This is a genomic window from Vibrio sp. Hep-1b-8, assembly GCF_006124995.1.
Lineage (GTDB): Bacteria > Pseudomonadota > Gammaproteobacteria > Enterobacterales > Vibrionaceae > Vibrio.
Window position 1 is genome coordinate 1 of sequence record NZ_QEWN01000017.1, and the last position, 26907, is coordinate 26907.

General features: G+C 44.9%; 25 protein-coding genes. 11 read left to right on the forward strand and 14 right to left on the reverse strand.

The features are described from left to right. From DA100_RS05105 to DA100_RS05120, 4 genes are all read left to right on the forward strand, one after another. On the forward strand, positions 1 to 803 hold an 803-nt coding region (locus tag DA100_RS05105; protein ID WP_171052146.1), incomplete at its 5' end, for a 3'-5' exonuclease. 11 nt (positions 804 to 814) lie between these two features. Next, positions 815 to 1135, forward strand: coding sequence for a divalent-cation tolerance protein CutA (cutA, locus tag DA100_RS05110; RefSeq protein ID WP_138971197.1), 321 nt, complete (start codon positions 815 to 817; stop codon positions 1133 to 1135). A gap of 152 nt (positions 1136 to 1287) precedes the next feature. Beyond that, a complete protein-coding gene (locus tag DA100_RS05115) occupies positions 1288 to 2127 on the forward strand; it encodes a 2OG-Fe(II) oxygenase family protein (protein ID WP_138971198.1) in 840 nt (279 codons plus the stop codon). Positions 2128 to 2257: 130 nt separating this feature from the next. Then, entirely contained in the window at positions 2258 to 2875 is a 618-nt protein-coding gene (locus DA100_RS05120) for a DNA-J related domain-containing protein (RefSeq protein ID WP_138971199.1), read from the forward strand. Between the two features lie 5 nt (positions 2876 to 2880). Here the strand turns inward: DA100_RS05120 and DA100_RS05125 are convergent, their stop codons facing one another. The 5 genes from DA100_RS05125 to tesA form a co-directional block, all read right to left on the reverse strand. Then, positions 2881 to 3420, reverse strand: coding sequence for a GNAT family protein (locus DA100_RS05125; protein WP_138971200.1), 540 nt, complete (start codon positions 3418 to 3420; stop codon positions 2881 to 2883). Positions 3421 to 3479: 59 nt separating this feature from the next. Further along, positions 3480 to 5135 carry an ABC-ATPase domain-containing protein gene (locus tag DA100_RS05130; RefSeq protein WP_138971201.1) on the reverse strand — a complete coding sequence of 552 codons (1656 nt, stop codon included), beginning with the start codon at positions 5133 to 5135 and terminating at the stop codon, positions 3480 to 3482. A 67-nt stretch (positions 5136 to 5202) separates the two neighbouring features. Next, positions 5203 to 7125: an EAL domain-containing protein gene (locus DA100_RS05135; RefSeq protein ID WP_138971202.1), complete on the reverse strand. Its 1923-nt coding sequence runs from the start codon at positions 7123 to 7125 to the stop codon at positions 5203 to 5205. Between the two features lie 227 nt (positions 7126 to 7352). After that, entirely contained in the window at positions 7353 to 8540 is a 1188-nt protein-coding gene (fabV, locus tag DA100_RS05140; protein ID WP_138971204.1) for an enoyl-ACP reductase FabV, read from the reverse strand. 76 nt (positions 8541 to 8616) lie between these two features. Beyond that, on the reverse strand, positions 8617 to 9216 hold the full coding sequence (gene tesA / locus DA100_RS05145; protein WP_138971205.1) for a multifunctional acyl-CoA thioesterase I/protease I/lysophospholipase L1: 600 nt from the start codon (positions 9214 to 9216) through the stop codon (positions 8617 to 8619). Between tesA and DA100_RS05150 the strand changes: the two genes are divergently transcribed. From DA100_RS05150 to DA100_RS05160, 3 genes are all read left to right on the forward strand, one after another. Beyond that, complete coding sequence (locus DA100_RS05150) at positions 9215 to 9886, forward strand: ABC transporter ATP-binding protein (protein ID WP_138971206.1); 672 nt, start codon at positions 9215 to 9217, stop codon at positions 9884 to 9886. The two genes, tesA and DA100_RS05150, sit on opposite strands and share 2 nt — an antisense overlap. Positions 9887 to 9888: 2 nt before the next feature. Further along, positions 9889 to 12330, forward strand: coding sequence for an ABC transporter permease (locus tag DA100_RS05155; protein ID WP_138971207.1), 2442 nt, complete (start codon positions 9889 to 9891; stop codon positions 12328 to 12330). 286 nt (positions 12331 to 12616) lie between these two features. Further along, a complete protein-coding gene (locus DA100_RS05160) occupies positions 12617 to 14056 on the forward strand; it encodes an FAD-dependent oxidoreductase (RefSeq protein ID WP_138971235.1) in 1440 nt (479 codons plus the stop codon). A gap of 22 nt (positions 14057 to 14078) precedes the next feature. Here DA100_RS05160 and DA100_RS05165 read toward each other — a convergent pair whose 3' ends face one another. Genes DA100_RS05165 through DA100_RS05175 form a run of 3 tightly spaced genes read right to left on the reverse strand, consistent with a single transcriptional unit; the run spans position 14079 to position 16467 of the window. Then, complete coding sequence (locus tag DA100_RS05165) at positions 14079 to 15011, reverse strand: biotin-dependent carboxyltransferase family protein (RefSeq protein ID WP_138971208.1); 933 nt, start codon at positions 15009 to 15011, stop codon at positions 14079 to 14081. Beyond that, positions 15008 to 15715 (reverse strand): carboxyltransferase domain-containing protein, encoded by a 708-nt coding sequence (locus tag DA100_RS05170; RefSeq protein ID WP_138971209.1) that lies wholly within the window; start codon positions 15713 to 15715, stop codon positions 15008 to 15010. Before DA100_RS05170 ends, DA100_RS05165 begins: the two co-directional genes overlap by 4 nt. Further along, positions 15715 to 16467 carry a 5-oxoprolinase subunit PxpA gene (locus tag DA100_RS05175; protein ID WP_138971210.1) on the reverse strand — a complete coding sequence of 251 codons (753 nt, stop codon included), beginning with the start codon at positions 16465 to 16467 and terminating at the stop codon, positions 15715 to 15717. The genes DA100_RS05170 and DA100_RS05175 overlap by 1 nt, the downstream gene beginning before the upstream one ends. A gap of 172 nt (positions 16468 to 16639) precedes the next feature. On the opposite strand from DA100_RS05175, the gene DA100_RS05180 reads away from it, so the two are divergent. From DA100_RS05180 to galE, 4 genes are all read left to right on the forward strand, one after another. Continuing rightward, positions 16640 to 18673, forward strand: coding sequence for a TonB-dependent receptor (locus DA100_RS05180; protein WP_138971211.1), 2034 nt, complete (start codon positions 16640 to 16642; stop codon positions 18671 to 18673). Further along, a complete protein-coding gene (locus DA100_RS05185; protein WP_138971212.1) occupies positions 18663 to 19160 on the forward strand; it encodes a YfiR family protein in 498 nt (165 codons plus the stop codon). Before DA100_RS05180 ends, DA100_RS05185 begins: the two co-directional genes overlap by 11 nt. Beyond that, the gene (locus tag DA100_RS05190; protein WP_138971236.1) at positions 19160 to 21127 is read left to right on the forward strand and encodes a diguanylate cyclase; all 1968 of its coding nucleotides are present in this window, start codon (positions 19160 to 19162) and stop codon (positions 21125 to 21127) included. The genes DA100_RS05185 and DA100_RS05190 overlap by 1 nt, the downstream gene beginning before the upstream one ends. A gap of 84 nt (positions 21128 to 21211) precedes the next feature. Continuing rightward, a complete protein-coding gene (galE, locus tag DA100_RS05195; protein ID WP_138971214.1) occupies positions 21212 to 22228 on the forward strand; it encodes a UDP-glucose 4-epimerase GalE in 1017 nt (338 codons plus the stop codon). An 82-nt stretch (positions 22229 to 22310) separates the two neighbouring features. Here the strand turns inward: galE and DA100_RS05200 are convergent, their stop codons facing one another. From DA100_RS05200 to napF, 6 genes are all read right to left on the reverse strand, one after another. Then, positions 22311 to 22448 carry a TIGR02808 family protein gene (locus DA100_RS05200; protein WP_138971215.1) on the reverse strand — a complete coding sequence of 46 codons (138 nt, stop codon included), beginning with the start codon at positions 22446 to 22448 and terminating at the stop codon, positions 22311 to 22313. A gap of 12 nt (positions 22449 to 22460) precedes the next feature. Next, positions 22461 to 23039 carry a NapC/NirT family cytochrome c gene (locus DA100_RS05205; RefSeq protein ID WP_138971216.1) on the reverse strand — a complete coding sequence of 193 codons (579 nt, stop codon included), beginning with the start codon at positions 23037 to 23039 and terminating at the stop codon, positions 22461 to 22463. A 29-nt stretch (positions 23040 to 23068) separates the two neighbouring features. After that, entirely contained in the window at positions 23069 to 23524 is a 456-nt protein-coding gene (locus DA100_RS05210; RefSeq protein ID WP_138971218.1) for a nitrate reductase cytochrome c-type subunit, read from the reverse strand. A gap of 66 nt (positions 23525 to 23590) precedes the next feature. Next, positions 23591 to 26080: a periplasmic nitrate reductase subunit alpha gene (napA, locus tag DA100_RS05215; RefSeq protein ID WP_138971219.1), complete on the reverse strand. Its 2490-nt coding sequence runs from the start codon at positions 26078 to 26080 to the stop codon at positions 23591 to 23593. Beyond that, positions 26077 to 26391, reverse strand: coding sequence for a chaperone NapD (locus DA100_RS05220; protein WP_138971221.1), 315 nt, complete (start codon positions 26389 to 26391; stop codon positions 26077 to 26079). The genes napA and DA100_RS05220 overlap by 4 nt, the downstream gene beginning before the upstream one ends. Before the next feature lie 13 nt (positions 26392 to 26404). Beyond that, positions 26405 to 26887 (reverse strand): ferredoxin-type protein NapF, encoded by a 483-nt coding sequence (gene napF, locus DA100_RS05225; protein ID WP_138971222.1) that lies wholly within the window; start codon positions 26885 to 26887, stop codon positions 26405 to 26407. Positions 26888 to 26907 lie beyond the last annotated feature (20 nt).

A 26907-nucleotide genomic window follows, 5' to 3' on the forward strand; every position in this document is an offset into this window, starting at 1 on the left:
AAGCGACCCAACATGTCGTCAAAGGCAAATTTCGATCGCCGTGGCGTTACATTATGATTGATGAGTATCAGGATATTTCTCCTCAGCGTTTAGCACTGATTGAGGCGCTTTGCCAACAAGAAGAGTATAGTGACTGCATACTGTTTGCTGTCGGCGACGACTGGCAATCCATTTATCAATTTGCAGGTTCAGATGTTGATCTTACTACTGGGTTCGCCAAGCGCTTTCCAAACTCAACAATTCATCATCTTGATACCACTTATCGCTTTAATGACAAGATCGGCGAAGTGGCGAATCGATTTGTGCAGCAAAACCCAATCCAGATTCCTAAGGCGCTCAATAGTCATAAAGAGCAAAAATCGAAAGCGGTGACGCTGATTCCTGCCGGAAATGTGGAAAAAGTGCTCGATCAATTGAACAGGAACGCGAAATCGATTCAGAGTGTATTGATATTGGGCCGTAACCATTACCACAAACCTGAGCTCTTACGTGATTGGCAGAGAAATTTTGGTTTACTCTCAATTGAGTTTATGACTTGTCATGCCAGTAAAGGCAAAGAGGCTGACTTTGTTATAGTTGTGGGGGTCGACGAAGGGCAGTTCCCTGCCCGTGTCAAAGCACTGCACATTAATGGAGCCTTGACCCAGTCTGAAGATAGCTTCCCTTATGCCGAAGAGCGACGCTTGTTTTATGTCGCTTTAACTCGAGCGAAAAAGAAAGTCTGGGTAGCACATACAGGTTCAGGTTCTTGTTTTGTCAAAGAACTCTGTGAGCAAGATTATCCAGTCATCGTACAGAAGTAAGGAAATCACCAGTGAGCGGTCAGTATTGCATTACGTTAACCACAACAGATAGCGATGAAAGCGCGCAATTGATCATTAATTCAGTGTTGAATAAGGGATTGGCAGGGTGCATTCAGACGATGCCAATCCACAGTCATTATGTTTGGAAAGGGGAAGTCTGTTCCGACAATGAGATATTAATGATCATGAAAACCAAAAAAGCATGCTATGCAGAATTGGAACAGACCATCGTTAAACTGCACCATTATGACGTTCCACAAATCGTCCAAATCCCATTTATGGAGGGCTATAACCCTTATTTGGCTTGGTTAGAAGAGAACACACGCTGTTAGCAAACAGTTGGAAATAACGGAATGTGTTGAAAGCGTATTTGACAGCATATTTAAACGTTAAACTCTCTGTTTCATTTCATCAAAGTTTGATTTACCTAAATGTCACACTTAGAATCTTTGCTCGAAATTAATAACAATTAGAAGTAAAAGTCATGAAACTGGAAACTGTTGATTATCTTGCTGACGATGCTGCAGAGCAATTTGTTAACTCACTTCGTGAGACGGGCTTTGGTGTATTGAAAAACCACCCAATTCCTAAAGAGCTCGTTGAGTCGATCTATGAGAACTGGTATCAGTTCTTTATGTCTGAGCGCAAAAATGAGTTTACCTACAATGTCGCGACTCAAGATGGTTACTTCCCTCCTTCAGTATCAGAAGTGGCAAAAGGTCACACTGTAAAAGACATCAAAGAGTACTTCCATATCTATCCATGGGGACAGATTCCAGAAGAGCTAAAAGAGCAAATCATGGATTACTACCAGCGTGCTAACGCATTCGCCGCGGAGCTACTAAGCTGGGTTGAAGCGCACGCCCCTCAAGACGTGCAAGAAAAATTCTCTATTGCACTGTCAGAAATGATTAACGGCAGTGAAAAGACGCTTCTACGTGTACTTCACTACCCACCAATGACGGGTGATGAAGAACCGGGTGCAATTCGAGCTGCTGCCCACGAAGACATTAACTTACTTACTGTGTTGCCAGCTGCAAATGAGCCAGGTCTACAGGTTAAAGCGAAAGACGGTTCATGGATCGATGTACCATGTGACTTCGGTAACTTGATCATCAATATTGGCGATATGCTACAAGAAGCTTCGGGTGGATATTTCCCATCGACCACACACCGCGTGATCAACCCTGATGGCTCACGTCAAGATTATTCACGTATATCTTTACCGCTGTTCCTTCATCCAAAACCAGAAGTCGTCTTATCTGAACGCCATACCGCAGATAGTTACTTGATGGAACGCCTAAGAGAGCTTGGTGTCATTTAGTCTGTATTCATTCACCAATTAAGAGTCAGCAAAGGTGGCTCTTTTTTATGGCTCAGGCGACAAATGTAACAAGCAAGACTCGACAAATAAGTGATTATGTCATTTATTGAATAAAAAAAGAGAAAGGCTTATGGACGATAAACAACAACTCACTGCCCAGTTTCAGCAGTATATGGAAAACCCGTTGCTTTGGCCGGTATTAGAGGTTCTAAGAAAACAGCCAAGTGGCTGGAAAGTCCACACTTTGGCTTCTCATTTGGGCGATCTTGGTTTTATCCCCGTACTAGACCCTTCTCCAGAAAAAGATCTATTTAAGCGTAATTTTCTTATCATGAATGCGCTCTACCAACTTCAGGAAACGCTCTATCCAGAGAAATGGCTGCAAGTTGAAGCGATGAATATTGTTCTGATGCCTGCACATCAAGTCGCAGGTCATAAAGTCGACGTAAACGACCCACTGCGTGATTATTACATCCACTGGAAGAACTATGAAGCGGAAGAGGGCGAAGTGAAACGTTTACTCAATGAGTTCTGGACGCGCTACCGTCATTCTGTTGGCAGCACCAATGGAAAAAACATGGACAGAGCGAAGGCGTTGAGTCTATTTGAACTTCATCATGATGCGAGCCAAACAGAAATTAGAAGAAGATGGCGAAAACTGGCGCTCAAATGGCACCCAGATCGTGAGAAAGGAGACAGTGAACGTTTTCGAGTTCTCTGCGAAGCATGGAACGTACTACGCCATTAACGCGCTCATAAGCGGTTAAATTCTTCTTTGAGTATTGCAAGGATCGTCGTGTTCCACCAGCGTTGTTTAAAGTAGCGATTTTCAACCAGAGTCGCTTCAACCCGCATTCCAAGTCGTGAGCATAGTCTGATTGCTGCTCGGTTTTCAGAGATGGTTTCCGCATAGGCTCGATGAATAGACAATTGGTCAAAGCCGTATTGCAACAGGGCTCTCATTGCTTCTTCACTGGCTCCTTTTCCTTGTGTTCCACGCACCAAACCACAGCCGATGGACGCTTGTTGTTCGTTTTCGACGCGCAGAGCGGCAATGCCTAAGTAGCTACCGGTCATCTTATCGGTAATAGCCAAATGGTACTGTTGGCGAGGTTGTTGTTCAGCTTGTGTAATGAACATCTTAACCAGTTGCTCACTCTCGGTTTGTGAGCAATCTTGTTCATTGTAAAAACGTTGATACTTGGGATCTTGGCACTGTTTAACGTAGTGCTGAATGTCCTCTTGAGTAAAATCTCGTAAAATAAGATGTTCGGTTTCCAGTATAAAACTCATGATTCATGATCTAAAAAGCGCCAGTTAAGGCGCTTTATACATCAGTTACGGTTAAAACATCATTTCGATGGTTTAAATTGAGAGCTACGCATTCTATTTAGTGCTGCCATCACATCTAACGGGCGTGGTTTCGCTAGATCGCCTTGGTTTGGCATGAGCGCAGACCAATCACCATACAGCATTTCTTTAATTTCTTTCGCAGGATTATTTACCCAGCCAGGGCGCTGAGCCAGTTGGAACCATAGCCAGCCAATGGCATTGACTTCAGCGCTAGACTCTAGTTGTTCGAGTGCAGTCAGATCGGTGAACTCTTTGCCAAAGCGCAATGAATCGATGCCTTTGGCTGCGACGCGAAATTTTCCATCGACTAAGATTTTTTGTAGAGCTGAACAGTTCAGTGCTCGTGAACGAAAGGTTTCTAACTCCGCTTCGCTTTCATTGTGACGCTCGGTTGGATGCTGAAGCACAACTTGTTTGGCTTTCGCGGTCACATCGACAGGCTGATAGTCATGCATCTGAATAACGGTATCGGCTACGTCTAGATAGTCACCTGAACCACCCATAACGATAATCGTCGATACATCCATTTGATCCCTTAGCTGACCGATGCGATCAACGAGCGGAGTAATAGGTTCATCGCCTTTACTTACCAACGCCTGCATTCGTTCATCACGAATCATAAAGTTGGTCGCTGAGGTGTCTTCATCGATGAGTAAACCACATGCGCCCGCTTCAATAGACTCTTGAAGCCATGCGGCTTGAGACGTTGAACCAGAGGCATCTTGAGTCGAGAAATCTCGAGTATCTTTGCCCATTGGCAGATGGTTAATGTAATTAGACAGATTGAGATTGTGGACACAACGACCATCTTCAGCTCGGATCTTCATCGCTCCGTCGTTAGTGACTATGGTTTCACGACCGTCGCCAGGAATGTGATTGTAGATAGAGCGCTCAATTGCTGTTAGCAGCGTCGACTTACCGTGGAATCCACCACCGACGATCAGAGTAATGCCTTTCTTGATACCTAGGCCAGTGATCGCGCCTTGGTTTGGGGTCTCTATTGTCACCTCAAGTGATTGCGGAGCAACAAATGGGATGGCATCTTTCATTGGTAAGTCGCAGTTACCAGCAACTCGAGGCAGTATCGAACCGTTCCCAACAAACGCGATAAGCCCTAATTTATCAAGTTGGCTACGCAAAGCATATTGGTCTTCAATGACCTCACAATGATGTTTCAAGGCTTCTAAGTCTAGTTCACGCTCAAGAGTGGCTCGACGTATGTACTTAGGCAAATGAAAAGTCAAAAGGTTATCCGCTTTTTTGCCTAACACTGAGCGTCCCTCTGCTGGCAGATTGACGCGAAAACGCAATTCTATGCCTTCATCGGTGAATAGAACTGCCGTGCTGTCGAGTACCGCTTGTCCTGTTAAACTGATACTGAGTAAAGAGTCTTGTTTGGCAAGTTGTGCGAAACTACGCGCAATAAAATCGCGCGCTGCAATCTGGTAGTGTGCAGATTTCTTCAGTAGCCAAGCGAGTCCTGTTAATGACCAAGGGCGAACGGCACGCACACGTGATGCTGAAGCGTATGGGTCACCCTGTACGTATTCAATATGGAATGTGTAGTCACCGAAGTCGTAATCGCCTTTGATTTGCTGGTACGCACGGTAGTTCTGTTTTTCAATTTTCTTTAGCTTTGCAGTTAACTGATCCATCTTGATATCGTCGGTTAGGAACACGAAAGGCGAGGATTATAGGAATCGCTCGCCTAAGAGTAAAGGACTAGTGTGGTTGTGATGAGTAACTATATTTCATCGACGAAGATATCTGATTGTAAAGATTGTTTTCGAATTCATCATAGGGCATTGGTTTACCATAAAGGTAGCCCTGACCGATATCACATCCTTCGGTGATGATAAACGCCTCGTGCTGTTCGTTTTCTATCCCCTCAACGGTAACTTGTAAGCTCAGCTTCTGTGCAATACTGATAATCGAGCGCATGATCTCTTTGTCTTGTTCACTTTCATCAAGTTGATGGACAAAGCTCTTATCGATTTTAATGGCGTCAAACGGAAATTTTTTCAGGTAATTGAATGATGCGTAGCCCGTACCAAAATCATCTAGTGACAGTGTCACTCCCAGCTTGTTTAGCGACTGAAGCGTGTTACGTGCAACGACTTCATCCGCAATCAGACCACTTTCAGTAATCTCAAGCTCTAAGTAGCGTGCAGGTAGTTCGTAGGCAGTGAGTAGATCTTCAATCTGATTGACAAATTGTGGACTTTGCAACTGCACTGCAGAAACATTCACACTGACGCGAAAGTCATCCACCTTGGCAGACCATTCTGCGGCTTTTTGAATCGCAGAACGAAGCACAAAGCTTCCCACTTCAAAGATGAGGCCGTTTTGTTCCGCTAAGTGGATTAGTGTTTCATTGGAAATATCACCGAGAATAGGGTGCCGCCAACGAAGAAGTGCTTCTGCTCCTACCCAACGATGAGTTTCCGGTGACACTTTAGGCTGGAAATAGAGTAGTAGGTCATCGTTACGAACAGCCTGAAGCAAGTAACTTTCAAGTTGGTTGATGTTTTTCTGTGTATCGGAGATGTCCTGAGAGTAAAAGCTGAATTTATGACCGGAATCTTTACAAGATTGCATCGCTTCAGAGGCGTATTTTAGGAGACTTTTAGCACACTGGCTTTCGTCTGAACTGGCGACACCAATATAGCTATGTAGGTGTAGGCTTTCCCCTTCGACAGTAAACTTTGATTGGCTGACATCGACCAACTCCTGACATAGCAGATAAATATCGCTGTCGTAGCTGTTGGTTTCAAAAATAAACACCAAGTCAGTGGAGCTTGGACGTGCGGTTATCACATTCAATGCTGAGTGTTGATGGAGTCGCTGACGAAATTCAATAAGGATGTGTTCCCAAGTTGAGTAGCCATACTTAGATTGAATACGTCGCCCATTGGTAAAGCCGACGTGCAGTACACCGACTTTTCGGAATTGATTATCCGAGACGTTTTGGATCAAACGACTTGCCTCTGACTCGAGTGCTGAACGATTCAAAAAACCGGTCCCCAAATCATGCAACTGCTGATAGCGTACTTGACGCTCGGCGGCGCGGCGCTTGTCGATCTCTTGGTTTAGAGAAAAGTTGAGTTTGACCAGATCTTGTGTTCGAGTTTGAACGCGCGATTCCAGCTCGCTGTTGAGTTGTTGAAGGTGGTAGTTTTGAAAAACGGTTTTGAGTTGTGCCTCAATGGAGTCACGAAATGACATCAACAATTGTTGATAGGTTTGATTAAACGGGTTTTCAATATTATCCAGCGCGCAGATGGTTCCGAACATTTTACCGTTAGGCCAACATAAGGGTAAGCCGCAATACGCTAGCATGCCGAATTTCATGTCAGGATTGTTTTGCCACTGGCTATCCTTGGACGCGTTAGGCACCAAAAGCAGCCGATTTTCGTTGATCACCGTTTCACAGTAAAGACCTTGACCTAAACCCTCTTTGTCCCCAATGTGATAGGGATGGGCGTTGTTATTGTTCACGCTAAACACTTCAATATGCTCTTTGTGCACACGCATGATTAAAGCGGCTGGTACGGAAATAATCTCAGCTAAAAGGTTAACGATAACTTGCCATCCCGAGCTCATTTCATCAGGAATTACCATGTTGTCTGTATTTAACTTAGACATACAAACTCCCTGTCGTTAATTTTTTATAAAGGCAGTCCTTGCTCTCTGTTTTAAGGATAGTCGTTACGATGCACATACGGGTAAAGAAATGTTTAATAATTAAACGGTGGATGGCACAGGAGTTAAGGATGCATGATGAAATAGACAAAAAAAAGCCCCAAGGCTCAGCTTTAGGGCAATCAATACACTTTGTCTTATTAATGAGACATGGTTTTAAAACAATAATTTCATTTTATAAACTTATCAATATTGATGTCGGTTGAATAGTCTACACCTTGCAAATCGAATCCGTTTAAATTGAGGAACTCATGCTTGAAGCCAGAGTAATCACCTAACTGCATGAAGTTGCCGCAATCCATTTCACTGATTAACTGCTTAACTTGTGATTGTGTATCCGCATCAAGTTCCCAGTCATCCATTCTAATCAGCCTTTCACCATCAACAGGGACACGCTCAGAGCCGTAAAGTTTGCTACTAAACAGACGTAGCATTTGCTCGATACATCCCTCATGGGTGCCTTTCTCTTTCATCACTTTATACAGAGCGATAATGTATGGGCTTAGACCTGGTATAAAGACACTCGCTTTGGTCACCAACGCTTTACAGACGGTTGCGTATGCGCCGCCTTCGAAGTTCGCCATTTTCAGATTCAAGGAATGGCTGGTTTGATGCAGGTCTATTTTCGCTCGGCCTAATGTGCCATCAAGGTAGATTGGGTGAGTCAGTTCTGGGCCAATATAAGAAAAGGCGATTGTTTTACAACCATGAGCAAGCGACTCTGAATTGATCAGAGCATCGATCCATGCTTCCCAGTCTTCGCCACCCATGACCTTGCGTGTCGCTTCTGCCTCTTCTTCGCTCGCAGCTTCTAACGTTGAGTTGTACCACTGATCATTTTCAAGCAGTAGCGTAGTCCCTGACACAGGTTGACCAATCGGTTTAATAGCAGAGCGCCAGAACTGTCCTGGTTGTTCTTTTGGTCTCACACCTGACGCAACACTGTAAATAATCAGGTCAACTTCACCTTCAAAATAGGTTTCTATCGCTTCAATGACGTCATCTTTTATCTGTTTAGAAAAAGCATCGCCATGGATATTTACAGCGATTCGTCCCGCGCGTTTGGCGTGGCGTTTAAAATAGTAATTGTTGTAGAAACCCGCAGACCCTGTCCCTTGTTCAGAAGGTGCTTTTTCAAACGATACGCTAATGGTGTCAGCCTGAGCACCGAATGTCAGAGCAATTCGCGAGGCTAGGCCAAAGCCAGATGAACCACCGATGATTAAGACACGCTTGGGCCCGTTGGGTATGAGTTGTGAAGACTTTACATATTCAATTTGGTTAAGCACGGCTTGCTCACATCCTAATGGATGTGCGCTGCGTGCAACAACGCCATCTATTACAGGTTTTATAATCATTTTCTGTCCTTCACCTACTGAGGGTATTCGGAGAAAATTAACGTAAAGCTATGTAAACTTCATTGAGCTAGGGCAACTAGAAGTGATTAATCAATTGATTGGCAACAAAACTTGAAATCCAAGCTTGTGCTTCTGGCTTAGGGTGAAGGCCATCGTCCATCATCCACTCAGGTTTGATAATCACACCTTCAAGAAAAAAGGGCAGTAAGGGGACATCGAGTTTTGCGGCTAATGAAGGATAAACGGCTGAAAAGGCTTCAGTGTAACGCTTGCCATAGTTTGGCAGTACATGGATCTGCATAATGAGTGGTTTGGCATTTGTTTGCCTAATTAATGTCACCATTTGTGATAAGTTGTTTCCAATCAGACCTAGTGGAAAGCCGCGCAGTCCATCATTGGCTCCAAGTTCTATTAGGACGTAGTCAGGTTTGTGCTGCTCTAACAGTTTAGGAAGACGTGCTAAACCATTGCCCGTTGTGTCGCCAGAAATGCTAGCATTGATTACGGTAACATGTTGATCCTTATTGGCGAGATCTTGCGTAAGAAGAGATGGCCATGCTTGCTCGATCGGCATTTGGTAGCCAGCGCTAAGGCTATCACCGAGAATCATCAGGGTTTTGCTATACGCAGGATTAATAAAAGTCAGTAAAAGTACAAAGGAAAGTAGTCGAAACATGCAAACATCCGTAATTAAAGCACACTCATTGTCTAAGATAGTCTCTACTAAACAAGAGCAATTAACAATCCTTGAAGACGTCAATCTCGACATCAAGGAAGGAGAAAGCGTCGCTATTGTAGGGACATCTGGTGCTGGAAAATCGACACTGATGACATTGTTGGCAGGTTTGGACATCCCCACCAGTGGTGAAGTGAACCTTCTAGGACAATCGTTACACACGCTTGATGATGAAGCGAGAGCGGCTATTCGCAGTGAATCGGTTGGCTTTGTGTTTCAAAGTTTTTTACTCATCCCGAGCCTTAGCGCGTTAGACAACGTCACTCTCCCTTGTTTGCTGAAAGGTGAAAGCGAAGATAAGCAAAGGGCGACGACGTTACTTGAATCTGTAGGGCTTGGAAATCGTATCCATCACTCTCCAACGCAGTTATCCGGTGGGGAGCAGCAGCGCGTAGCTTTGGCTCGTGCTTTTATGATTCAGCCTAAAGTACTGTTTGCCGACGAGCCAACGGGTAATTTAGATGAACAAACGGCGAGCACGATCATTGAGCTACTGTTTGAACTGAATAAAAAGCATGGTACGACACTGGTGTTGGTGACGCATGATCAGAAACTCGCTCAGCGTTGCGATAGGGTGTTGACCATGAAAGCAGGCAAGCTGGAGGCTTAGTGATGGGGAAATCAAATCACGGAGCATTTAACAGTCAGATGATACGCTGGAGCATTAGCGAGATCAGACAAGGCCAATTATGGCCAGTCTCGATTGCATTGGTGATGATCATCGCGTGTATATTTGCCCTCACCGCGCTTGCAGAGAGAATGGAACAAGTGGTGGTCAAGCAGGGTAAGCAAGCATTGACCGCAGACACAGTATTTAGCTCGTCAAACCCTTTGCCTGCCACGCTCACAAAGCTCGTAGAACAAAGTGGTCTCACTGCTTCACAACAGACACGTTTTGCAACCATGGCATTTAGCGACAATGCGATGAAACTTATCACCGTTAAGTCTGTTGATAGTCGCTACCCGCTGCAAGGGGAGATGCGACTGAGTGATGACAAGGCTGAATATTCAAAAGTGGAACCAGGGCAGCTTTGGCTAGACGAACGGCTATTTGCACAGCTACAAGTTGAAATTGGTGACGCCGTCACAGTTGGCGACGCGGATTTTACCGTCAGTGGGCGAATAGTCGAGGAACCCGGACTGAGTTTTAACCCGTTTCAACAAATGCCATCTGCGTTTATTCATAGTGATGATCTAAGTAAAACAGGTGCGGTGCAAATCGGTAGCAGAGTTCGCTACAGCCTGTTCATTGACGCGAACCAGTCGGAGATTGAACAGCTCAAAGCGAACGTCACATTGACACCTAGTGACCGTTGGCGTGACCAAAATAGTGCTAGCCGAACCAATGAAGTATTTCAGAGAACGGAACAATACCTTTCCCTAACGGTGGCGATCGTGATCATCATGGCAGCGACGACATTGGTGTTAACTTGCCAGCACTACGTAGCAACGAGGAAAAGAACCATTGCGATGTTCAAGAGTTTAGGGGCGAGCAAGCATTGGTTAACTCGCTGGTTGCTGACTCAGGTATCCATTCTTCTTATTTCTGCTATGGTACTGGGCACGTCTTTAGGCATACTGCTTGAGTTTTTGCTAAGAATACCATTGGTCGATTTATTACCTAATCCACTGCCTAGCTATGGTATCAAACCGGCAATAATAGCAATAACCACCAGTATTCTGATTGCCATTCCTGCGTTAGGAATTCCGCTGCTCAATTTGATTAACGTCAGTGCGGTAAATGTGATGCAAGCTGAGCAACATTCTCTGCAAAGCAAGCAAAGATATCTGTTACTTTTGTTCCCACTAATCCCCATGTTAGTCGCGTATTACGACAATTTATTGGTGTGGATAGTGTTAACCGGAATGGGCGTATTGTTCATTGTGTTAGGGCTACTGAGTGTAGTGATTACAAAATCACTTGCTAAGATGCCTTTGTCTCCTCCGCTCAAGTTAGCGTTGAGCAGAATAAATCGTTCTATGTCAGCGACAGGAATTCAGTTCGGTGCTTTAGCTCTCTCTTTGATGTTGCTGGCAACGATGTGGCTAGTACGAACCGATCTGCTATCCGATTGGAGTAGAACCATACCCAAAGATGCCCCCAACGCGTTTGCCCTCAACATCGCACCTTACGAAAAAGAGGGGTACTTGAAAGTCCTGGATGATAACGCTATTGAGCGTTCCCAAGACTATCCAATCATTCGCGGTCGCTTACTTGATATTAACGGGGTTGACGCTAAGTCGCTGGCCAATGGTCCTGAGTCGAGTGACGCGTTGAGAAGAGAGATAAACTTTACCTTTGCTGATGGCATACCGGCCCATAATCAACTGATCACAGGTCAATGGAGTGAAAGCAATGGTGTGTCCGTCGAACAGGATGTGGCCGATGAACTCAATTTATCTATTGGCGATGAATTAGGTTTTGTGATTAATAGCCAAACCGTGACGGCAACCGTTAACTCGATTCGTTCTGTTGAGTGGCGGGATATGAAGCCTAACTTTTACTTTATCTTTACCAAAGACGTACTGGCCAACATACCGGCTACTTACTTAGTGAGTTTTCGGGTTGAAGATAGTCACAACGAATTGCTTAATGGTTTATCTCGTCAATACCCCACAGTCAGTCTGATGGATATACGAGTGATGGGCGCTAAGATTCAACAACTGCTTGAACAGATTGTTTGGTCGATAACATTGCTGGCAGCAATCGGTGTATTGTCTGGGTTATTGTTGATTTTCACCTTGTTGCGTTTGAGCTTAGGGCAGCGACAGGATGAAATTCAACTTTACCGGACGCTAGGAGCGAGTAAAAAGCGTGTAGAACAAACCATTTGGGCTGAATATGGATTGATGTCTTTGATTGCGGCCTTAATCGCATCAATCGGATCAGAAGCTGTCGTTGGGGCTCTGATGGTGTACGGATTTGATCTTAAGCCCAACCTACATCTCGTGCTGTGGATTACACTGCCGTTAGGTACTTTTTTCACATTGGCGCTGGTGGTTAACAGCCTAATAAAAGGCCTACTAACCCCTATAAATAAGGCAGTTAGCTAAATCTATTCGGCCAAGTTGTTCAGTTATCCACAAAAACGGTGGATAAAGTTTGGGATAACTTGGCCTGTAGATAAGTAACAATTTGCCACAAGCCTGAATAGCAAAAGCCCGTCAACGATTTGTTATTCACAGAAGCAATTATTTCTGGTTTCACCATTTTTGAGTCAAGCATTTTTTTCATTTTTTTTTCGTCAAAATGGCATTAATTCACCATGCAAAAATTGTGATTTTATTCACTCGTTAATGGCAGTAAAATATCCTGAGAATGAACGAATTAGCCACATTAATGCAATCTGAATCGCAACAAATTCGCACCCCTAGCGTCGCCATTATTGGTGGCGGTATCGCAGGAGCAACGGCCGCCGTCCACATGGCGGAGTTGGGCCTAAACGTACACTTAATCGAGAAAGGATCTGGGCTGGTCAGTGGTCCGCCGATATGCCATCTCCATGCTGGTGGAAATTTGTACAGAGAGATCTCGACTGAACAATGTATCGAGCTACTAAAACAATCTATCGACACCATTCGCTTGTATCCGCAAACCGTCAATAAACGTCCAACGGTCATCGCGGTGCCATACAGTGATGGAGGCTCGCCCGAAGAGCTGTACGAGCGTCTTATTACGATTCAAGACTGCTATGCTGAACTTGTAAAACAAGACATAGCCAACAAGGTGCTTGGTGAACCCGCAGACTACTACAAGTTTTATAGTCGTGATGAAATTGAAGCCTTAGCATGCTTAGAGCAACCCCAAAATCCTACTACCATTGATGAATGGCTGATTCCTTTTGCCAAGCATGTGGATTTGGAGGTGTTAAAATTTCCGGTTGTTGCTGTTCAAGAATATGGGTGGAGTGTTTTTCGAATTGCAGCATCAGCGACGTTGGCTCTAGAAAAAATGCCTAACTGCCAACTTAAGGCACAAACTCAAGTGATAGGTGTTGAAGAGTCAGACCAAGGTTGGACAGTGGTGTGTATCGACAGAGAGGGAAACATTGAGTTTCTTCAGGTAGATTACTTGGTCAACGCTTGTGGTTATGAGACAGGATCAATCGATGACTTGGCGCAGAAACCACGTGAACGTCTGGTCGAGTTTAAAGCGGCCTATGTGACACATTGGCCACAATGCGAAGAACTTTGGCCTGAAGTAATTTTCCACGGACCACGTGGCACACCAAACGGAATGGCACAGCTGACACCTTATCCTGATGGTATTTTTCAATTGCATGGCATGACCAAAGACATCACATTATTTGAAGATGGTTTAGTTGCTTCTAGCGCTGATTCATCACAGCCAAGCTTACCACTGCGGTTGAAAACTAAAATCCAGAAAGGCTGGGATGAGGACGTTATTATTCAACGAAGTCGACGTGCAATAGAACATATGGCGCGATTTATCCCTGATTACTCCGTGGCTCATGAGTTCGGTACACCATTGTTTGGTGCACAGCAAATACCTGGCAAGGATGACACATTGCGTGCGGCTGATGTGACGTTTGAAGGCAGGCATTACGCGCGGGTGGAGGTGGTGAAAGGTTCATCAGCCTACGAAGCGGCGGTAAAACTCGTCCAGCAGTGGCAACTGTTTCACTACCAAGACCTGACGATTGAGCAGCTTCATCCGATCACGCTTGCTCTTAGTGAGGCAGAGATTGAGAACAAAGCAAAGGAGCTGGCGAAAGCGAGAACATATCCACAGCAACTCGCTCAATATTATGGTCAATAGCGGTTATTAGGGCCGCGTGGCCCTAATAACCGAAGAATCGTGCCCATTGACACCACACATCCTGCAATCCCAGTAAATCACCCCGTACAAAGCGGACTTTTTGCCCAGGTTTCGCTTGTGCAAGGCGAGGCAGGTCAATCCTTGCCACACAACCGATTTTTGGATAGCCGCCGATAGTCTGCCTATCATTTAGAAGCACTATGGGTTCACCACTGGGCGGGATCTGAACTGAACCTAATGCAATTCCTTCGCTTAAATATTCTTTTTCCGGCGCTGCAATCTTATTACCAGAGAGTCGATAACCCATGCGATTGATCAGTTGGCTGACATCAAATTCAAGATTGTACAACCCATTAATCGCGTCACGTGTAAAATCACCTACTTGATAACCTTCTATTAGACGTAGTTCGATAGGCAGGTTGTAGTCCGGTTTATAGCGGAACGTCATTTGTACTGGTCGACGACGGGGGACATGCGGCGCAAATTTGAGTACATCTCCAAGTGATAGTGGACAGCCTGATGCTAACCCACCCAACTGATCTCGCGTTACGGTCGCGGCACTGCCTAATTGAGGTGGAACGATGAATCCGCCTTTAATCGCTAGGTAACTGCGTAAGCCATTTTTAGGTAGTCCAAATGTAAGACGTTGACCTTTGCTCGCTTTAAACGTTGACCAGTTTTCAAGTGGTTGCTCATCCAGCCGTGCGGCAAGATCACCACCAGCGATGGCCATTTCACAGCTTGAATGAATAAGAAACTCTGCCTGACCTAAGGTTATTTCAAGTGTGGGCATATTGACCGTGTTGCCCAGCAAATGGTTCGCCCAGCTATAGGCGTAGTCATCAACAGGCCCACCTTGTGTTATACCAAAATGCGCAAGGCCAAATCGACCAAAGTCCTGGATCAAAGTCTGTTGACCCGGCTTAATGACTTCAACGTAGTACTCGTTTATCATTGCCATCCCTCAGTTATTTGCCCGCCTAGACTAATAAATTCATCTAATTCAATGCGTTTTAAACGTACACGTGTACCGATAGTAAAAGGCAGGATAGGGTGACTATTGGGATGGTAAAGGTCGATAGGACAATTGCCTATGATGTTCCACCCTCCAGGACTATCGCTTGGATAAATCGCGGTTTGGTGGTTCGCGATACCGACGCTGCCCTTTGGTAAAGATACCCGAGGAGTGCGTTTTCGTGGCAGTTGAATAGCGGGGTCAACTTGGCTAAGAAAGGCAAATCCTGCTGAAAATCCAATCGCACCTACCGTGTACTCAGTATCGCAGTGGCGTGAAATCACGTCCTCAATGGCTATTCCTTTTTCAGTATAGAGTTCAAGGTCTGGACCCACCGAAACATCATAATAGATAGGCAGCTCTAAGATATCTGGCTGATGGTACTCCGGCATGTGATGCAACGCTTCGGTCACGAGTTTTTCCAAATAGGGGACGAACTCAAAAATTGAAATGCGGTGAGGAAGGTAGTCAATAAGGATTGAATCAAACGAGGGAGTGACATTCATCACCCAGATCCCAAGCTGGTTGCTGAGATAATGACTGATTTCTCCAATGACCCAAGAAAGGTGGTCGTTAGGATCACTATGAAAACGGATTAAAATTGAACATTCCGCAACGGGATCGATGGACGTGTCAATGTTCATTAGCCCGACCTCTCTTGTTGGATTAACGATCTGATTTTCTCGATGATCTTGATTCCCTGTTCGTTATCACCATGCACGCAAATCGTGTCTGCATCGAGAGCAATAGAGAATCCGTCTATCGTGCGAACTTTCCCATACTGAACAATTTGTTGAACTTGATTGAGAATATCGTCTTCGCTGCTAATAACGGCGTTCGGCATACTGCGGGGTGCAAGTTGTCCATTGGCTTGATAGCGTCGATCAGAAAAAGCTTCAAATAACAGAGGCACATCATATCGATCGGCGATGTCGAGGAGTCGTTGATTATCTGTGATAGCGAGAGTCATTAAAGGTAAGTTAAAGCTAGAGACAGCATCAACCACGGCCTCAAAGATAACCATATCTTTTTGCATGTCGTTATATAGTGCCCCGTGGGGCTTTATGTAACTGAGCTCGCAGTTGTGGCTCTCACATAACCCTTTAATCGCTCCAATTTGGTAGATAAGCATCGCAGTAATTTCTTCTGCTGGCATTGGAATACTGCGTCTGCCGAACCCTTGCAGATCGGGGTAGCTAGGATGCGCGCCGACCTTTACGTTATATTTGATCGCAAGTTGAATGGTATCACTCATGATCTTAGGGTCGGAGGCATGAAATCCGCATGCGATGTTCGCCATGTCAATATGTGGCATGACTGATCGGTCATTACCCATTGTCCAAGAACCGAAGCTCTCACCCATATCACAATTGAGACTGATTGAACGTTTTATCATCAATGAAAGAATTCCCTAATCAAATCACCTAGTAACATGTTTCAATTGACTAAATTAAACAGTGATCGGTTTCATTTTTTAGCCAACAAACTGAAAAAACTAATTTGTTATGTGTGTAATTAAATATTGATAAGTGGAATAATATAATTTGCTAATATTGTCAGGTTCCTGAATGTATAAAAGATCACTATTCTCCATGGTTCTCCTCACAGCTTCGACGGTTGCTCATAGCGAGAGCGATCTCGATGAATTGGTATCAATGAGTTTAGAAGAGCTTTCCCTACTGCATGTAACTGTCGATTCTGCTTCGAAGTTTTCTCAAGATCTCGCTGATATTCCTGCTGCGGTTTATGTACTGAATGGAGAGCGGATTAAGCGAAGTGGCGCAAGATCGTTGGCTGACGCTCTTAATCTAGTGCCGGGGCTTAGAGTGAGTCACTATTCCGCGGCGGAGCCGATCGTATCTTCACGTGGCTTTCACAGTGGCCTATTTAATAAAATGTTGGTTCTTCAAGACGGACGTAGCCTTTATAGTCCGATATATGGTGGCGTCTATTGGGCGGATGTAGATTATCCGATGGATGACATTGACCGCATTGAAGTGCTTCGTGGGCCTGCTGGGAGTATTTGGGGTGGGAATGCGGAAAACGGTGTGATCAACATTGTGACGAAGTCAGCGACGGAAACGTTAGGCGGGCAAGTCTCCTTAAGTTATCAAAAGTATGGCAGTTATGATCTCTCGGTACGCCAGGGTTTATTGCTATCACCAGACATATATGCTCGTGCCTACTATAAGCATAAGTCTGAAGTCTACCTGCCCATCACACCAGATACGCGCTGGAACATGCACAGTGCAGGCATTGTTGTCGAGCGGCCTCATCAGTGGATATTACGCCTAGGAGGAGAGAAAAGTAGCGTCATTCAAGATATGTTCACGGTTGACTACGCTAATGGCTTTGCCACTGGGACAAGTTATTCCAATGAAACCATCACTAGCCATTCCTATTACGCACAACTCGATACTCGCCAAACTCTCTCAGACAATACAGAAAGTAATTATCGCTTCTGGCTTCAACAAAACTACGACTCTGCTTATGATGCCCCCGGAAAATATTCAACTTTTGACGCCGAGTTCAACTTCGCGACGCAACTGACTCCGCGGCAGCAGGTTATTTATGGCGGTGGTTACCGCTATATCGCTCTCGATCTAATGCATCAGTTCTCGGGCTATGATCTCAACTCAGTGGATTATTATGTACGCTTGTACAATATCGACTCTGCTGCCGACAGTATTGTAAATAGTTATATCCAGCATGAAGGACAATGGACTAACAAGCTAAAAACGGTTGTGGGTGTTAAAGCTGAATATTTTGAACAGGGAGATAGCTTAGAACTTTCTCCGCAACTAAGAGCCATTTACGATATTGATTTCATTAGCAGCGTATGGGCTGGAGTAGGCAGGGGTATCGTTGCTCCTTCTTATATGGATACCAACTCCATTTTCATTGCCAACCAATTGTATTGTCCAGCAGGAAGAGATTGTTCAAGTGATTTCCGTCATCTTGAATACTTCTATCAACTGACCCTGCCTTCGGCAGAGCGAGATCTAGAAACTGTCATTACCTACGATATAGGCTATCGCTTAATCACGGAGAATGTCGAGCTTGATGCGTCTGTGTTTTACAGCCATTACGACAATATCGATGGCGTCGAATATCAAGGGCGTTATCCCGGTTATGATCAAATTGACATCTACCAGTTAACTTACAGCTATGTTGTCGACTCTTATGGGGTAGAAATTGCCACTCGTTGGATGCTCAACGACTCTTTGTCCTTGTATGGTAGTTATAGTTATCTCACCCTAGATCATGATTGGCAGCCTTCGTCTACGAGTAACGGAAGTGCAGAAGGAAGCATATCTATAGATTCTCAACATTTGGCGTCTTTGCAAATGTTATGGCAGGTCACTCAACAAATTCAATTTGACCTCATGCTCAAAGGGCAAGAGGTGAATTACGAGAGTAATGCCCATTTGGACAATTACCTCACGCTCGATGTGAGGTTGGCGTGGCAAGCTAACCCTAGTGCGCCGTTAGTTGAATTATTGGTACAAAACCTTGCTGAGAATCAGGGATTCTATGAAGACATAAACAGTTTCTATTTGCGTGAGGAACTCGTCGCATTGAGGCTGAGTTATGAATACTAGGCATTTTCGCTCGTTGTGGCTTATTGTTATTGGATTACTGCTGGGTAGTAAGCAAGCCTGTGCAGCGACATATAGTGAAGATCAAATTAAGGCCGTCTACCTCTATCGCATCGTGAGCTTTATTTATTGGCAAGCGGAGGAACAGATGGATAGCATCAATATTTGTCTTCCCGACAGTGAAAAAATCCGAAGTTTACTCTCCGAGATTACCCAAGGAAAAATGGTACGAGATAAGCCTATTCGAATCACTAGCGATAATTGCAATCTTGTTTATTTAACGCAAAGAAGCAGTTTGTCGCTGCTCAACTCTTATCCCAAAAGCACGGTTACTGTCAGTGACGTTACGCGTTTTACTGACTACGGCGGCGCCGTGGAATTGGCGACCAAAGCCGGACGAATAAAACCTAAAGTTAACCTCGGCAACCTTGGCAGCTATCGAATATCTTCAAATTTATTGCGTGTTTCAGACGTTGAGGGGAAGCTATGATGAAATCACTCACCGATCTGTCACTCAAAAGTAAATTGATCATACCGCTCATCGTGTTTACTGGACTTGTTTTCCTATTGTCTCAGGGGTACGCGTTTTACCATGCTGTGGATACACAGAGAGATAATCTAATCAACCGAGTCAGTGTGCTGGCCAAAGGTGTGGCGTATAACTTACAAGCGGCTATTTTATTTGATGACAGTTTAGCCGCGAAGGAAGTGTTGGATGCTTTCTCTGCGGATAAAGAAGTGGCTAGGGTTAAACTCTACACTTCTGACGGTCAATTGTTCGCTATGTATGAGAGAGAAGGTCTTGCAGCACCAGTTCCGACAGAAGGACAACGGAATGAGATCAACCGACAAGGGTATTCGATCGGTAAGGATCATATTTTCTTGCTGGTTCCTGTCGAGCTAGAACAAGAAGTGATTGCCAAACTGAGGGTGATTATATCGAAATCCTCCTTCCAAGAACTCTATGATCGCGCCTTGTTCGATAGTCTGATGTTCTTGCTCTTGATGGTGTTAGCTGGCGTTGTATTGTACATGACCGTGCAGAAATACATTGTCGAACCAGTCTACCACTTAAATATCGGTATGCGTTCGTTTATCGACAGAAAGCAAAATACTCTAAATGTACGCCCGACGGCTAATGACGAAATTGGCGCGCTGGTTCGTGCCTTTAACACCATGCTGGATAGATTGAAGCAAAGAGACCAACAAGTTGAATACACATTAGATAGGTTGGAAGAAGAGAAATCGTTCGCCAATGAAGTGGTCGAGGCGGTAAAACATGCGCTCATGGTGGTCAATTCAACCGGTGAAATTATTCATTTTAATGCTTCCGCTTGCCAAGTGTTCCGTTGTACAAGTGCGTTTCTTAAAGGTGCGAATATTCTCGACTTTATTGGTGGGCGAAACTCGGAGAGCATTAAGCAGGCACTCAAACAGCAGCAGGAATTTATCGACCAACAGTTTTGGGTTACGGATGTGTTTGAACAGCGCCAGTTACTTCAAGTCAGTTGCGCCAAACTGACCAAGTTAGGTCAGCTTCTGTTCGCGATTCAGGACGTTACGGAAGTTGAACTAGCGCTACAGAGGCAGCGACTAGCTGCCGGCGTGTTTGAACACAGTCAGGACGCGTTGATAGTCACTGATGAAAATGACGTTATTACTATGGTCAACCCTGCATTGACATCGTTGCTTGGCTACCCTCAAGAGTCATTATTGGGAAAAAACACCGACGATATCTTCGAATGGCAGCAATTCCGCTCTCTTATGCCAACAATTAAAGAGGCGGTGATAAATTATGGGCAATGGCAAGGTGAGGTATGGGAAAAACACATCTACGGACATCAAGTTCCTATGTTCGTAAAGGTTTCACGTATCGTAAACAATGACGATGAGAATGCATTTGACTATGTCTACATTTTAACCGATTTGTCGAACCTTAAAGAGATGGAAAGGCTAGAACATCTGGCGCACCATGATTCCCTTACCGGTCTAGCGAATCGAGCCAAGCTATATCGGGTACTGACGGAAGTACTCAAAAGTGAACAAGAAAGCAGAACTGGTTTCGCGTTACTCTATCTCGATTTGGACGGGTTTAAAGGTGTGAATGACACCTATGGCCACGACGCGGGGGACGAGGTGCTTAAACAGGTATCAGAACGCCTTTTGTCACAGGTGAGAACCAATGATTTAGTCGCAAGGCTCTCTGGTGATGAATTTGTGGTGTTAATCAACAATACGACCAAGCAATCAATTTCTATGTTGGCCGAGCGTCTAATCGCTTTGATCCATAAAGACATTGTCTATAAAGGCCGTGTTTTGAACGTAGGTGCTAGTATTGGCGTACACTTTGTAGAGGACTACGACGAGAGTATGGACGAATTGCTTAAAGCAGCGGACACGGCAATGTACCAAGCCAAGGCGAGTGGAAAAGGTCGATTTGTCATCAATCAGGATTGATTGTTCTGCTAAGTGTATCCCTATCCTGTATTTTACCCCGACTTTTGGTTAATATTTGCCTTAATAATTCAGAAGGTTAGTGATATGAATATTTTGGTTACCGGCGGCATGGGTTACATTGGCAGCCACACCTGTATACAGATGATTGAAGCTGGTATGACGCCAGTCATCTTTGACAATTTGTACAACAGCAAAGCATCCGTACTGGATCGTATCCAAGGTGTAACGGGCGTTCGACCGATGTTCATCGAGGGCGACATTCGCGATAAGGCGCTACTCGTTGATGTGCTAAAGAGTAATGACATTCAGGCGGTTATTCATTTTGCTGGGCTTAAAGCGGTCGGTGAGTCTGTCACCATGCCTCTGGAATACTATGACAATAACGTCAATGGTAGCTTGGTCTTGGTTGCTGCAATGCGCGAGGCTAATGTGAAAACACTCGTTTTTTCGTCTTCTGCAACTGTATATGGTGATCCAGCGAGTGTGCCAATTACTGAAGACTTCCCGACTAGTGCGACGAACCCTTATGGTCGCAGTAAATTGATGGTTGAAGAGTGTCTATCCGATTTTCAAAAAGCAAACCCTGGTTGGAGTATTACGCTTTTGCGCTACTTCAATCCTGTTGGCTCACATCCATCAGGTGAACTCGGTGAAGATCCGCAAGGCATTCCAAACAACCTTATGCCTTTCGTCTCTCAAGTCGCTGTTGGTCGTCGAGAATTTTTGTCTGTATTTGGCAATGATTATCCAACCAAAGATGGTACGGGTGTTCGAGATTACATTCATGTGATGGATCTATCAGATGGTCACGTTGCTGCGTTAGAGAAAGTCGGTCAAAAATCGGGTCTACATATCTATAACTTGGGGACAGGCAGTGGCTACAGTGTGATTGAAATGGTAAAAGCTTTTGAACTTGCCTCGGGCAAAAATGTCCCTTACCAGATTGTCGCGCGTCGCCCCGGTGATATTGCAGAGTGTTGGGCCGATCCAAGTAAAGCCATCAAAGAGCTTGGTTGGCAGGCGAAGCGAACTCTTGAAGAAATGACGAGTGACACATGGCGATGGCAGTCGAACAATCCACAGGGTTACCCAAATAAATAGCAAAAAAAACCACCGCAAATGCGGTGGTTTTTTTACGCTTGATACAAAATAGGCAAAATTGTGTCAGCGCGGAGGGGAAACGTTATTCCACCTCTTTATCTTTACCTAGCGATAGTATCCATAGAGAGATTGCAGCGACTACCGCAAAGCCAGATAAAATGATAAAAGGCATGGCACCATAGCCGAGGATATGCCAGATAACGGATTCTAAAGTACTCATTTTCTGTGCTCCTTATTGCCAGCCTTCAACACCGTGCATGTCAGGCAGTTTGTGTGCAATACCTTTGTGACAGTCTACACACGTTTTCTCACCAGAGGCTAGGGCAGTAGAGTGCTGTTTTGCACTACGCTGACCTTGCTCAGAGAAATCCATATACTCAAATTCGTGACAGTTACGACATTCAAGTGAGTCATTCTTCTTCAAGCGAGACCATTCTCGTTCAGCTAAGTACGCTCGACGCTCCTCGAATTTCTCAGGTGTGTCGATGGTATTTGTTACAAAATGCGCAAACAACTCTTTCGATGCTTGAACCTTACGAACAATCTTATCTGTCCACTCGTGTGGTACGTGACAGTCTGAACAGACTGCACGTACACCAGAGCGGTTAGAGTAGTGGATTGTTTCTTGAATTTCCTCGACGATAGGTGCGTGACAGCCAGAACAGAATTCCTCTGTATTGGTTGCCTCCATCCCCGTGTTAAACGCGCCCCAGAATAGAAGACCACCAGCGAAACCCATAAATAGAACTACACCGACCGCAGCTTTACTTGGGGTTGCCAATCGTTTCCAAAACGCTTTCAATAATTTCATAGATAACCTCTTATTTACTCACGTGCTGCTTATTTAAGCGCATCGACACTCTTGAACTCATTTTCAACAAGCGGTTTTGCGTTGGCTTGAGGAACGTGACATTGAAGACAGAAGTAACGGCGAGGTGATACGTCAGCCAGTACTGCGTCTTCGCGGTTAACGTAGTGCGTTACACTGATCTTGGTTGCGCCCATCTCTTTTGCATTCTTCCAACTGTGACATGCGAGACATTTGTTCGCATTCAGAGATACCTCATAGTTGCGAATGTTGTGAGGGATCAACGGTGGCTGGTAAACAAAGCTACTGTCGAGTATTTGTTCGCGTGGGTATTTTTTAAACTCATCAGCAGGGCGAGTTGCTTCTAATTCACTCACGCCACGTAATGATTCTAAGCCACCAATACCACCAGGATTATCAAGCTCAGCTACAGCCGCACCACTCATTAAAGCACCAACAGATAACAGTGCAATTAGGAATTTTTTCATTATTCATTCTCCGCCTATCGGCTAAATTCTTATCCCTGACTGACGAATCAGTCAGGGCATGCAAACTTACGCAATCTTAGTGATCTTGACTGGACACTTCTTGAAGTCAGTCTGTTTAGACAGAGGATCAGTCGCGTCTAGGATCAGTTTGTTAATCAGAATGCGTGCATCAAAGAACGGTACAAAGACCAAGCCTTCTGGTGGACGGTTACGGCCGCGAGTTTCAACACGTACACGTACTTCACCACGTTTGTTCGCAATCAGAACTTCATCGCCACGACGGATACCACGCGCCTTCGCATCAGCAGGATGCATGTAACAGACTGCATCTGGAACGGCTTTATAAAGTTCTGGTACACGACGTGTCATAGTACCTGTGTGCCAGTGTTCTAGAACACGGCCAGTACATAGCCACATGTCGTATTCAGCATCAGGCGACTCTGGTGGCGCTTCGTAAGGCGCTGAAATAATCAGTGCTTTACCATCTGGCTTACCGTAGAAGTCCCATCCTGAACCTGCCTTCGCATATGGATCTGAGCCTTCTTTGTAACGCCATAGTGTTTCTTTGCCATCGACAACAGGCCAGCGTAGACCGCGAGTTTGTTGGTATACATCGTATGGGGCTAAGTCGTGTGCTTTACCACGGCCAAAGATCGCATATTCTTCGAACAGACCTTTTTGAACGTAGTAACCGAAGTGGTGAGCATCGTCATTTAGCTCACGTGCTTCTTCAATTGGGAACTTGTTGATAACGCCGTTGGCGAACAACATGTCATACATAGTCTTACCGCGGTATTGAGGTGCTTTCGCAAGTTGTTCTTCTGTCCAAACTTCTTCCATCTTGAAGCGTTTAGAGAACTCCATCACCTGCCATAAATCAGATTTAGCTTCGCCAACCGTACCGACTTGTTGGTACCAAGCTTGTGTACGACGTTCTGCGTTACCATAAGCACCTTCTTTTTCGATCCACATTGCTGTAGGTAGAACAAGATCCGCTGCTTGTGCTGTTGCAGTAGGGTATGGATCAGAACATACGATAAAGTTTTCTGGATTGCGGTAACCTGGAAGACGTTCGCCGTTGATGTTTGGACCCGCTTGCATATTGTTGTTACACATAACCCAGTAAGCATTCAACTTACCATCTTTAAGCATACGGTCTTGCAATACAGCGTGGTAACCCGGTTTAGGTGGGATAACGCCATCTGGAATGTTCCAAATACCTTCTGCGATCTTACGGTGTTTCGGATTTGCTACGACCATATCTGCTGGTAGACGGTGAGCAAACGTACCAACTTCACGCGCAGTACCACATGCTGATGGCTGACCCGTTAGTGAGAATGGGCTGTTACCCGGAGTCGCTATCTTACCTGTTAGTAGGTGGATGTTGTAGATTAGGCTGTTCATCCATACACCGCGAGTATGTTGGTTCATACCCATTGTCCATAAAGACATCACTTTAGTGTTTGGATCTGCGTACTGTTTAGCCAGTTCAATCAGTTGTTGTTGAGACAAGCCAGACATTTCAGACGCTTTTTCAACGGTGTATGGCGCGACAGATTTCTTGTATTCTTCAAACGAAATCGCAGACATCTTGCCTGAGTTAGGATTTGCCGCCGCTTTTTGCAGTGGGTCATCGTCACGTAGGCCGTAACCGATATCAGTATCTGCTTGCTTAAAGTTGGTGTGTTTGTTTACAAAGTCCCAGTTTACCGCGTTATTTTGGATGATGTAGTTAGCGATGAAGTTTGCAATTGCTAGGTCAGACTGAGGTTCAAAGATGTAACCTTGGTCAGCCAATTCGAATGAACGGTGGTAGTAAGTTGATAGCACGTTGACTTTAACGTGTGGGTGACTTAGACGACGGTCAGTGATGCGAGTCCAAAGAACTGGGTGCATCTCTGCCATGTTTGAACCCCAAAGAACGAAAGAGTCCGCGTTTTCAAAGTCATCGTAACATCCCATTGGTTCATCAATACCGAAGGTACGCATGAATGCGACTACAGCGGAAGCCATACAGTGCCGAGCATTAGGGTCGATGTTGTTAGAGCGGAAGCCAGCTTTCATCATTTTAGCGGCTGCGTAACCTTCCATCACAGTCCATTGGCCTGAACCAAACATACCTACGCCAGAAGGACCTTGCTTTTTAAGTGCTTCTTTCCACTTTTCAGCCATGGTGTCAAATGCAACATCCCAAGAGACAGGAGTGAATTCACCCTCTTTGTCATATTGGCCATTTTTCATGCGTAGCAGAGGCTGTGTAAGACGGTCTTGACCATACATGATCTTTGAAAGGAAGTAGCCTTTGATACAGTTTAGCCCCTTGTTAACAGGTGCTTCTGGGTCACCTTGGGTAGCCACTACTTTGCCGTTTTGTGTCCCTACAAGAACAGAACAGCCAGTACCACAGAAACGACAAGGCGCTTTGTCCCAGGTAATTTTTGTTTGGTCTGAGCTAGCGATCAGGTTGGTTGCAGACGCTGGTAGAGTGATACCTGCGACTGCCGCTGCTGATGCTGCTGCGTTTGCTTTCACAAACGCTCGTCTTGTCATCTTCATACTTCACCCTCGATTTGGGAATGTTGAGTTCCAGTGTTATTGTCGTTTAATTCGTTGTCATCGAGACTGCTTTCAATTTGGTGGTAAACCAACGCAGTGCTCAATACATTCGGTAAATTGTTTATTGCTTCGATTGTGTCGGTGATAAAGCCCTGGTTTTCAGTTTCTAAAACCACGACTATTTTCCCTTCAGGGCTATCAGCATAAATCTCTGCATTATCGTTTTGCTCAATCTGTTGCTTAACTTCGTTAAGATGCTCAGGAGAGCAGTGGACGACTAAGCTAGAAATATGCACTTCGTTAAGTGACATGGATGGATTCCGTTTAAACTAAATTGCTCACAATGATTGACGAAGTAGGGCATACAGCAACACATGCGCCACATCCGCTACATTCATCAAACTCTATTTTTGGTTGTGCGACTTTGCCGATTTGTAATTGGAATTTGATTGCCATGGTTTCGCACATATCGCCACAGCTTCGGCATTCGACATTATTAATCGCCAAACAGCTTTCGCTGATTGACGCTTTTGCATTCCAAGGTTGTTGTGATTGAGGCAAAAATAAGGGTTCAGGGCATGCTTCGGCACACTGATAGCAAAATGTGCATTCATCAATCGAAAAATCGACAGTAGGAAAACCACCGTCACCTTTGACAATGATGTTCGTTTCGCAATTCTCGGCACATTTTCCGCAACGGGTGCATAAATCTGTAAAAACACCAGAATTTGCCAACCAAGGGAGCTTGATTGCGGTATCATCGATTTTGTTACGAGAAAAAAAGCTGCGCTTTGCTAGATCGACCACTGAAATCCTTAATATCACAA

What these genes read in the sequence shown, in the direction of transcription:
- DA100_RS05115 (WP_138971198.1), top strand. Translation starts at nt 1,288, where the DNA reads ATGAAACTGGAAACTGTTGATTATCTTGCTGACGATGCTGCAGAGCAA.
- DA100_RS05120 (WP_138971199.1), top strand. Translation starts at nt 2,258, where the DNA reads ATGGACGATAAACAACAACTCACTGCCCAGTTTCAGCAGTATATGGAA.
- DA100_RS05125 (WP_138971200.1), bottom strand. Translation starts at nt 3,420, where the DNA reads ATGAGTTTTATACTGGAAACCGAACATCTTATTTTACGAGATTTTACT.
- DA100_RS05130 (WP_138971201.1), bottom strand. Translation starts at nt 5,135, where the DNA reads ATGGATCAGTTAACTGCAAAGCTAAAGAAAATTGAAAAACAGAACTAC.
- DA100_RS05135 (WP_138971202.1), bottom strand. Translation starts at nt 7,125, where the DNA reads ATGTCTAAGTTAAATACAGACAACATGGTAATTCCTGATGAAATGAGC.
- fabV (WP_138971204.1), bottom strand. Translation starts at nt 8,540, where the DNA reads ATGATTATAAAACCTGTAATAGATGGCGTTGTTGCACGCAGCGCACAT.
- DA100_RS05150 (WP_138971206.1), top strand. Translation starts at nt 9,215, where the DNA reads ATGCAAACATCCGTAATTAAAGCACACTCATTGTCTAAGATAGTCTCT.
- tesA (WP_138971205.1), bottom strand. Translation starts at nt 9,216, where the DNA reads ATGTTTCGACTACTTTCCTTTGTACTTTTACTGACTTTTATTAATCCT.
- DA100_RS05155 (WP_138971207.1), top strand. Translation starts at nt 9,889, where the DNA reads ATGGGGAAATCAAATCACGGAGCATTTAACAGTCAGATGATACGCTGG.
- DA100_RS05160 (WP_138971235.1), top strand. Translation starts at nt 12,617, where the DNA reads ATGCAATCTGAATCGCAACAAATTCGCACCCCTAGCGTCGCCATTATT.
- DA100_RS05165 (WP_138971208.1), bottom strand. Translation starts at nt 15,011, where the DNA reads ATGATAAACGAGTACTACGTTGAAGTCATTAAGCCGGGTCAACAGACT.
- DA100_RS05170 (WP_138971209.1), bottom strand. Translation starts at nt 15,715, where the DNA reads ATGAACATTGACACGTCCATCGATCCCGTTGCGGAATGTTCAATTTTA.
- DA100_RS05175 (WP_138971210.1), bottom strand. Translation starts at nt 16,467, where the DNA reads ATGATAAAACGTTCAATCAGTCTCAATTGTGATATGGGTGAGAGCTTC.
- DA100_RS05180 (WP_138971211.1), top strand. Translation starts at nt 16,640, where the DNA reads ATGTATAAAAGATCACTATTCTCCATGGTTCTCCTCACAGCTTCGACG.
- DA100_RS05185 (WP_138971212.1), top strand. Translation starts at nt 18,663, where the DNA reads ATGAATACTAGGCATTTTCGCTCGTTGTGGCTTATTGTTATTGGATTA.
- DA100_RS05190 (WP_138971236.1), top strand. Translation starts at nt 19,160, where the DNA reads ATGAAATCACTCACCGATCTGTCACTCAAAAGTAAATTGATCATACCG.
- galE (WP_138971214.1), top strand. Translation starts at nt 21,212, where the DNA reads ATGAATATTTTGGTTACCGGCGGCATGGGTTACATTGGCAGCCACACC.
- DA100_RS05200 (WP_138971215.1), bottom strand. Translation starts at nt 22,448, where the DNA reads ATGAGTACTTTAGAATCCGTTATCTGGCATATCCTCGGCTATGGTGCC.
- DA100_RS05205 (WP_138971216.1), bottom strand. Translation starts at nt 23,039, where the DNA reads ATGAAATTATTGAAAGCGTTTTGGAAACGATTGGCAACCCCAAGTAAA.
- DA100_RS05210 (WP_138971218.1), bottom strand. Translation starts at nt 23,524, where the DNA reads ATGAAAAAATTCCTAATTGCACTGTTATCTGTTGGTGCTTTAATGAGT.
- napA (WP_138971219.1), bottom strand. Translation starts at nt 26,080, where the DNA reads ATGAAGATGACAAGACGAGCGTTTGTGAAAGCAAACGCAGCAGCATCA.
- DA100_RS05220 (WP_138971221.1), bottom strand. Translation starts at nt 26,391, where the DNA reads ATGTCACTTAACGAAGTGCATATTTCTAGCTTAGTCGTCCACTGCTCT.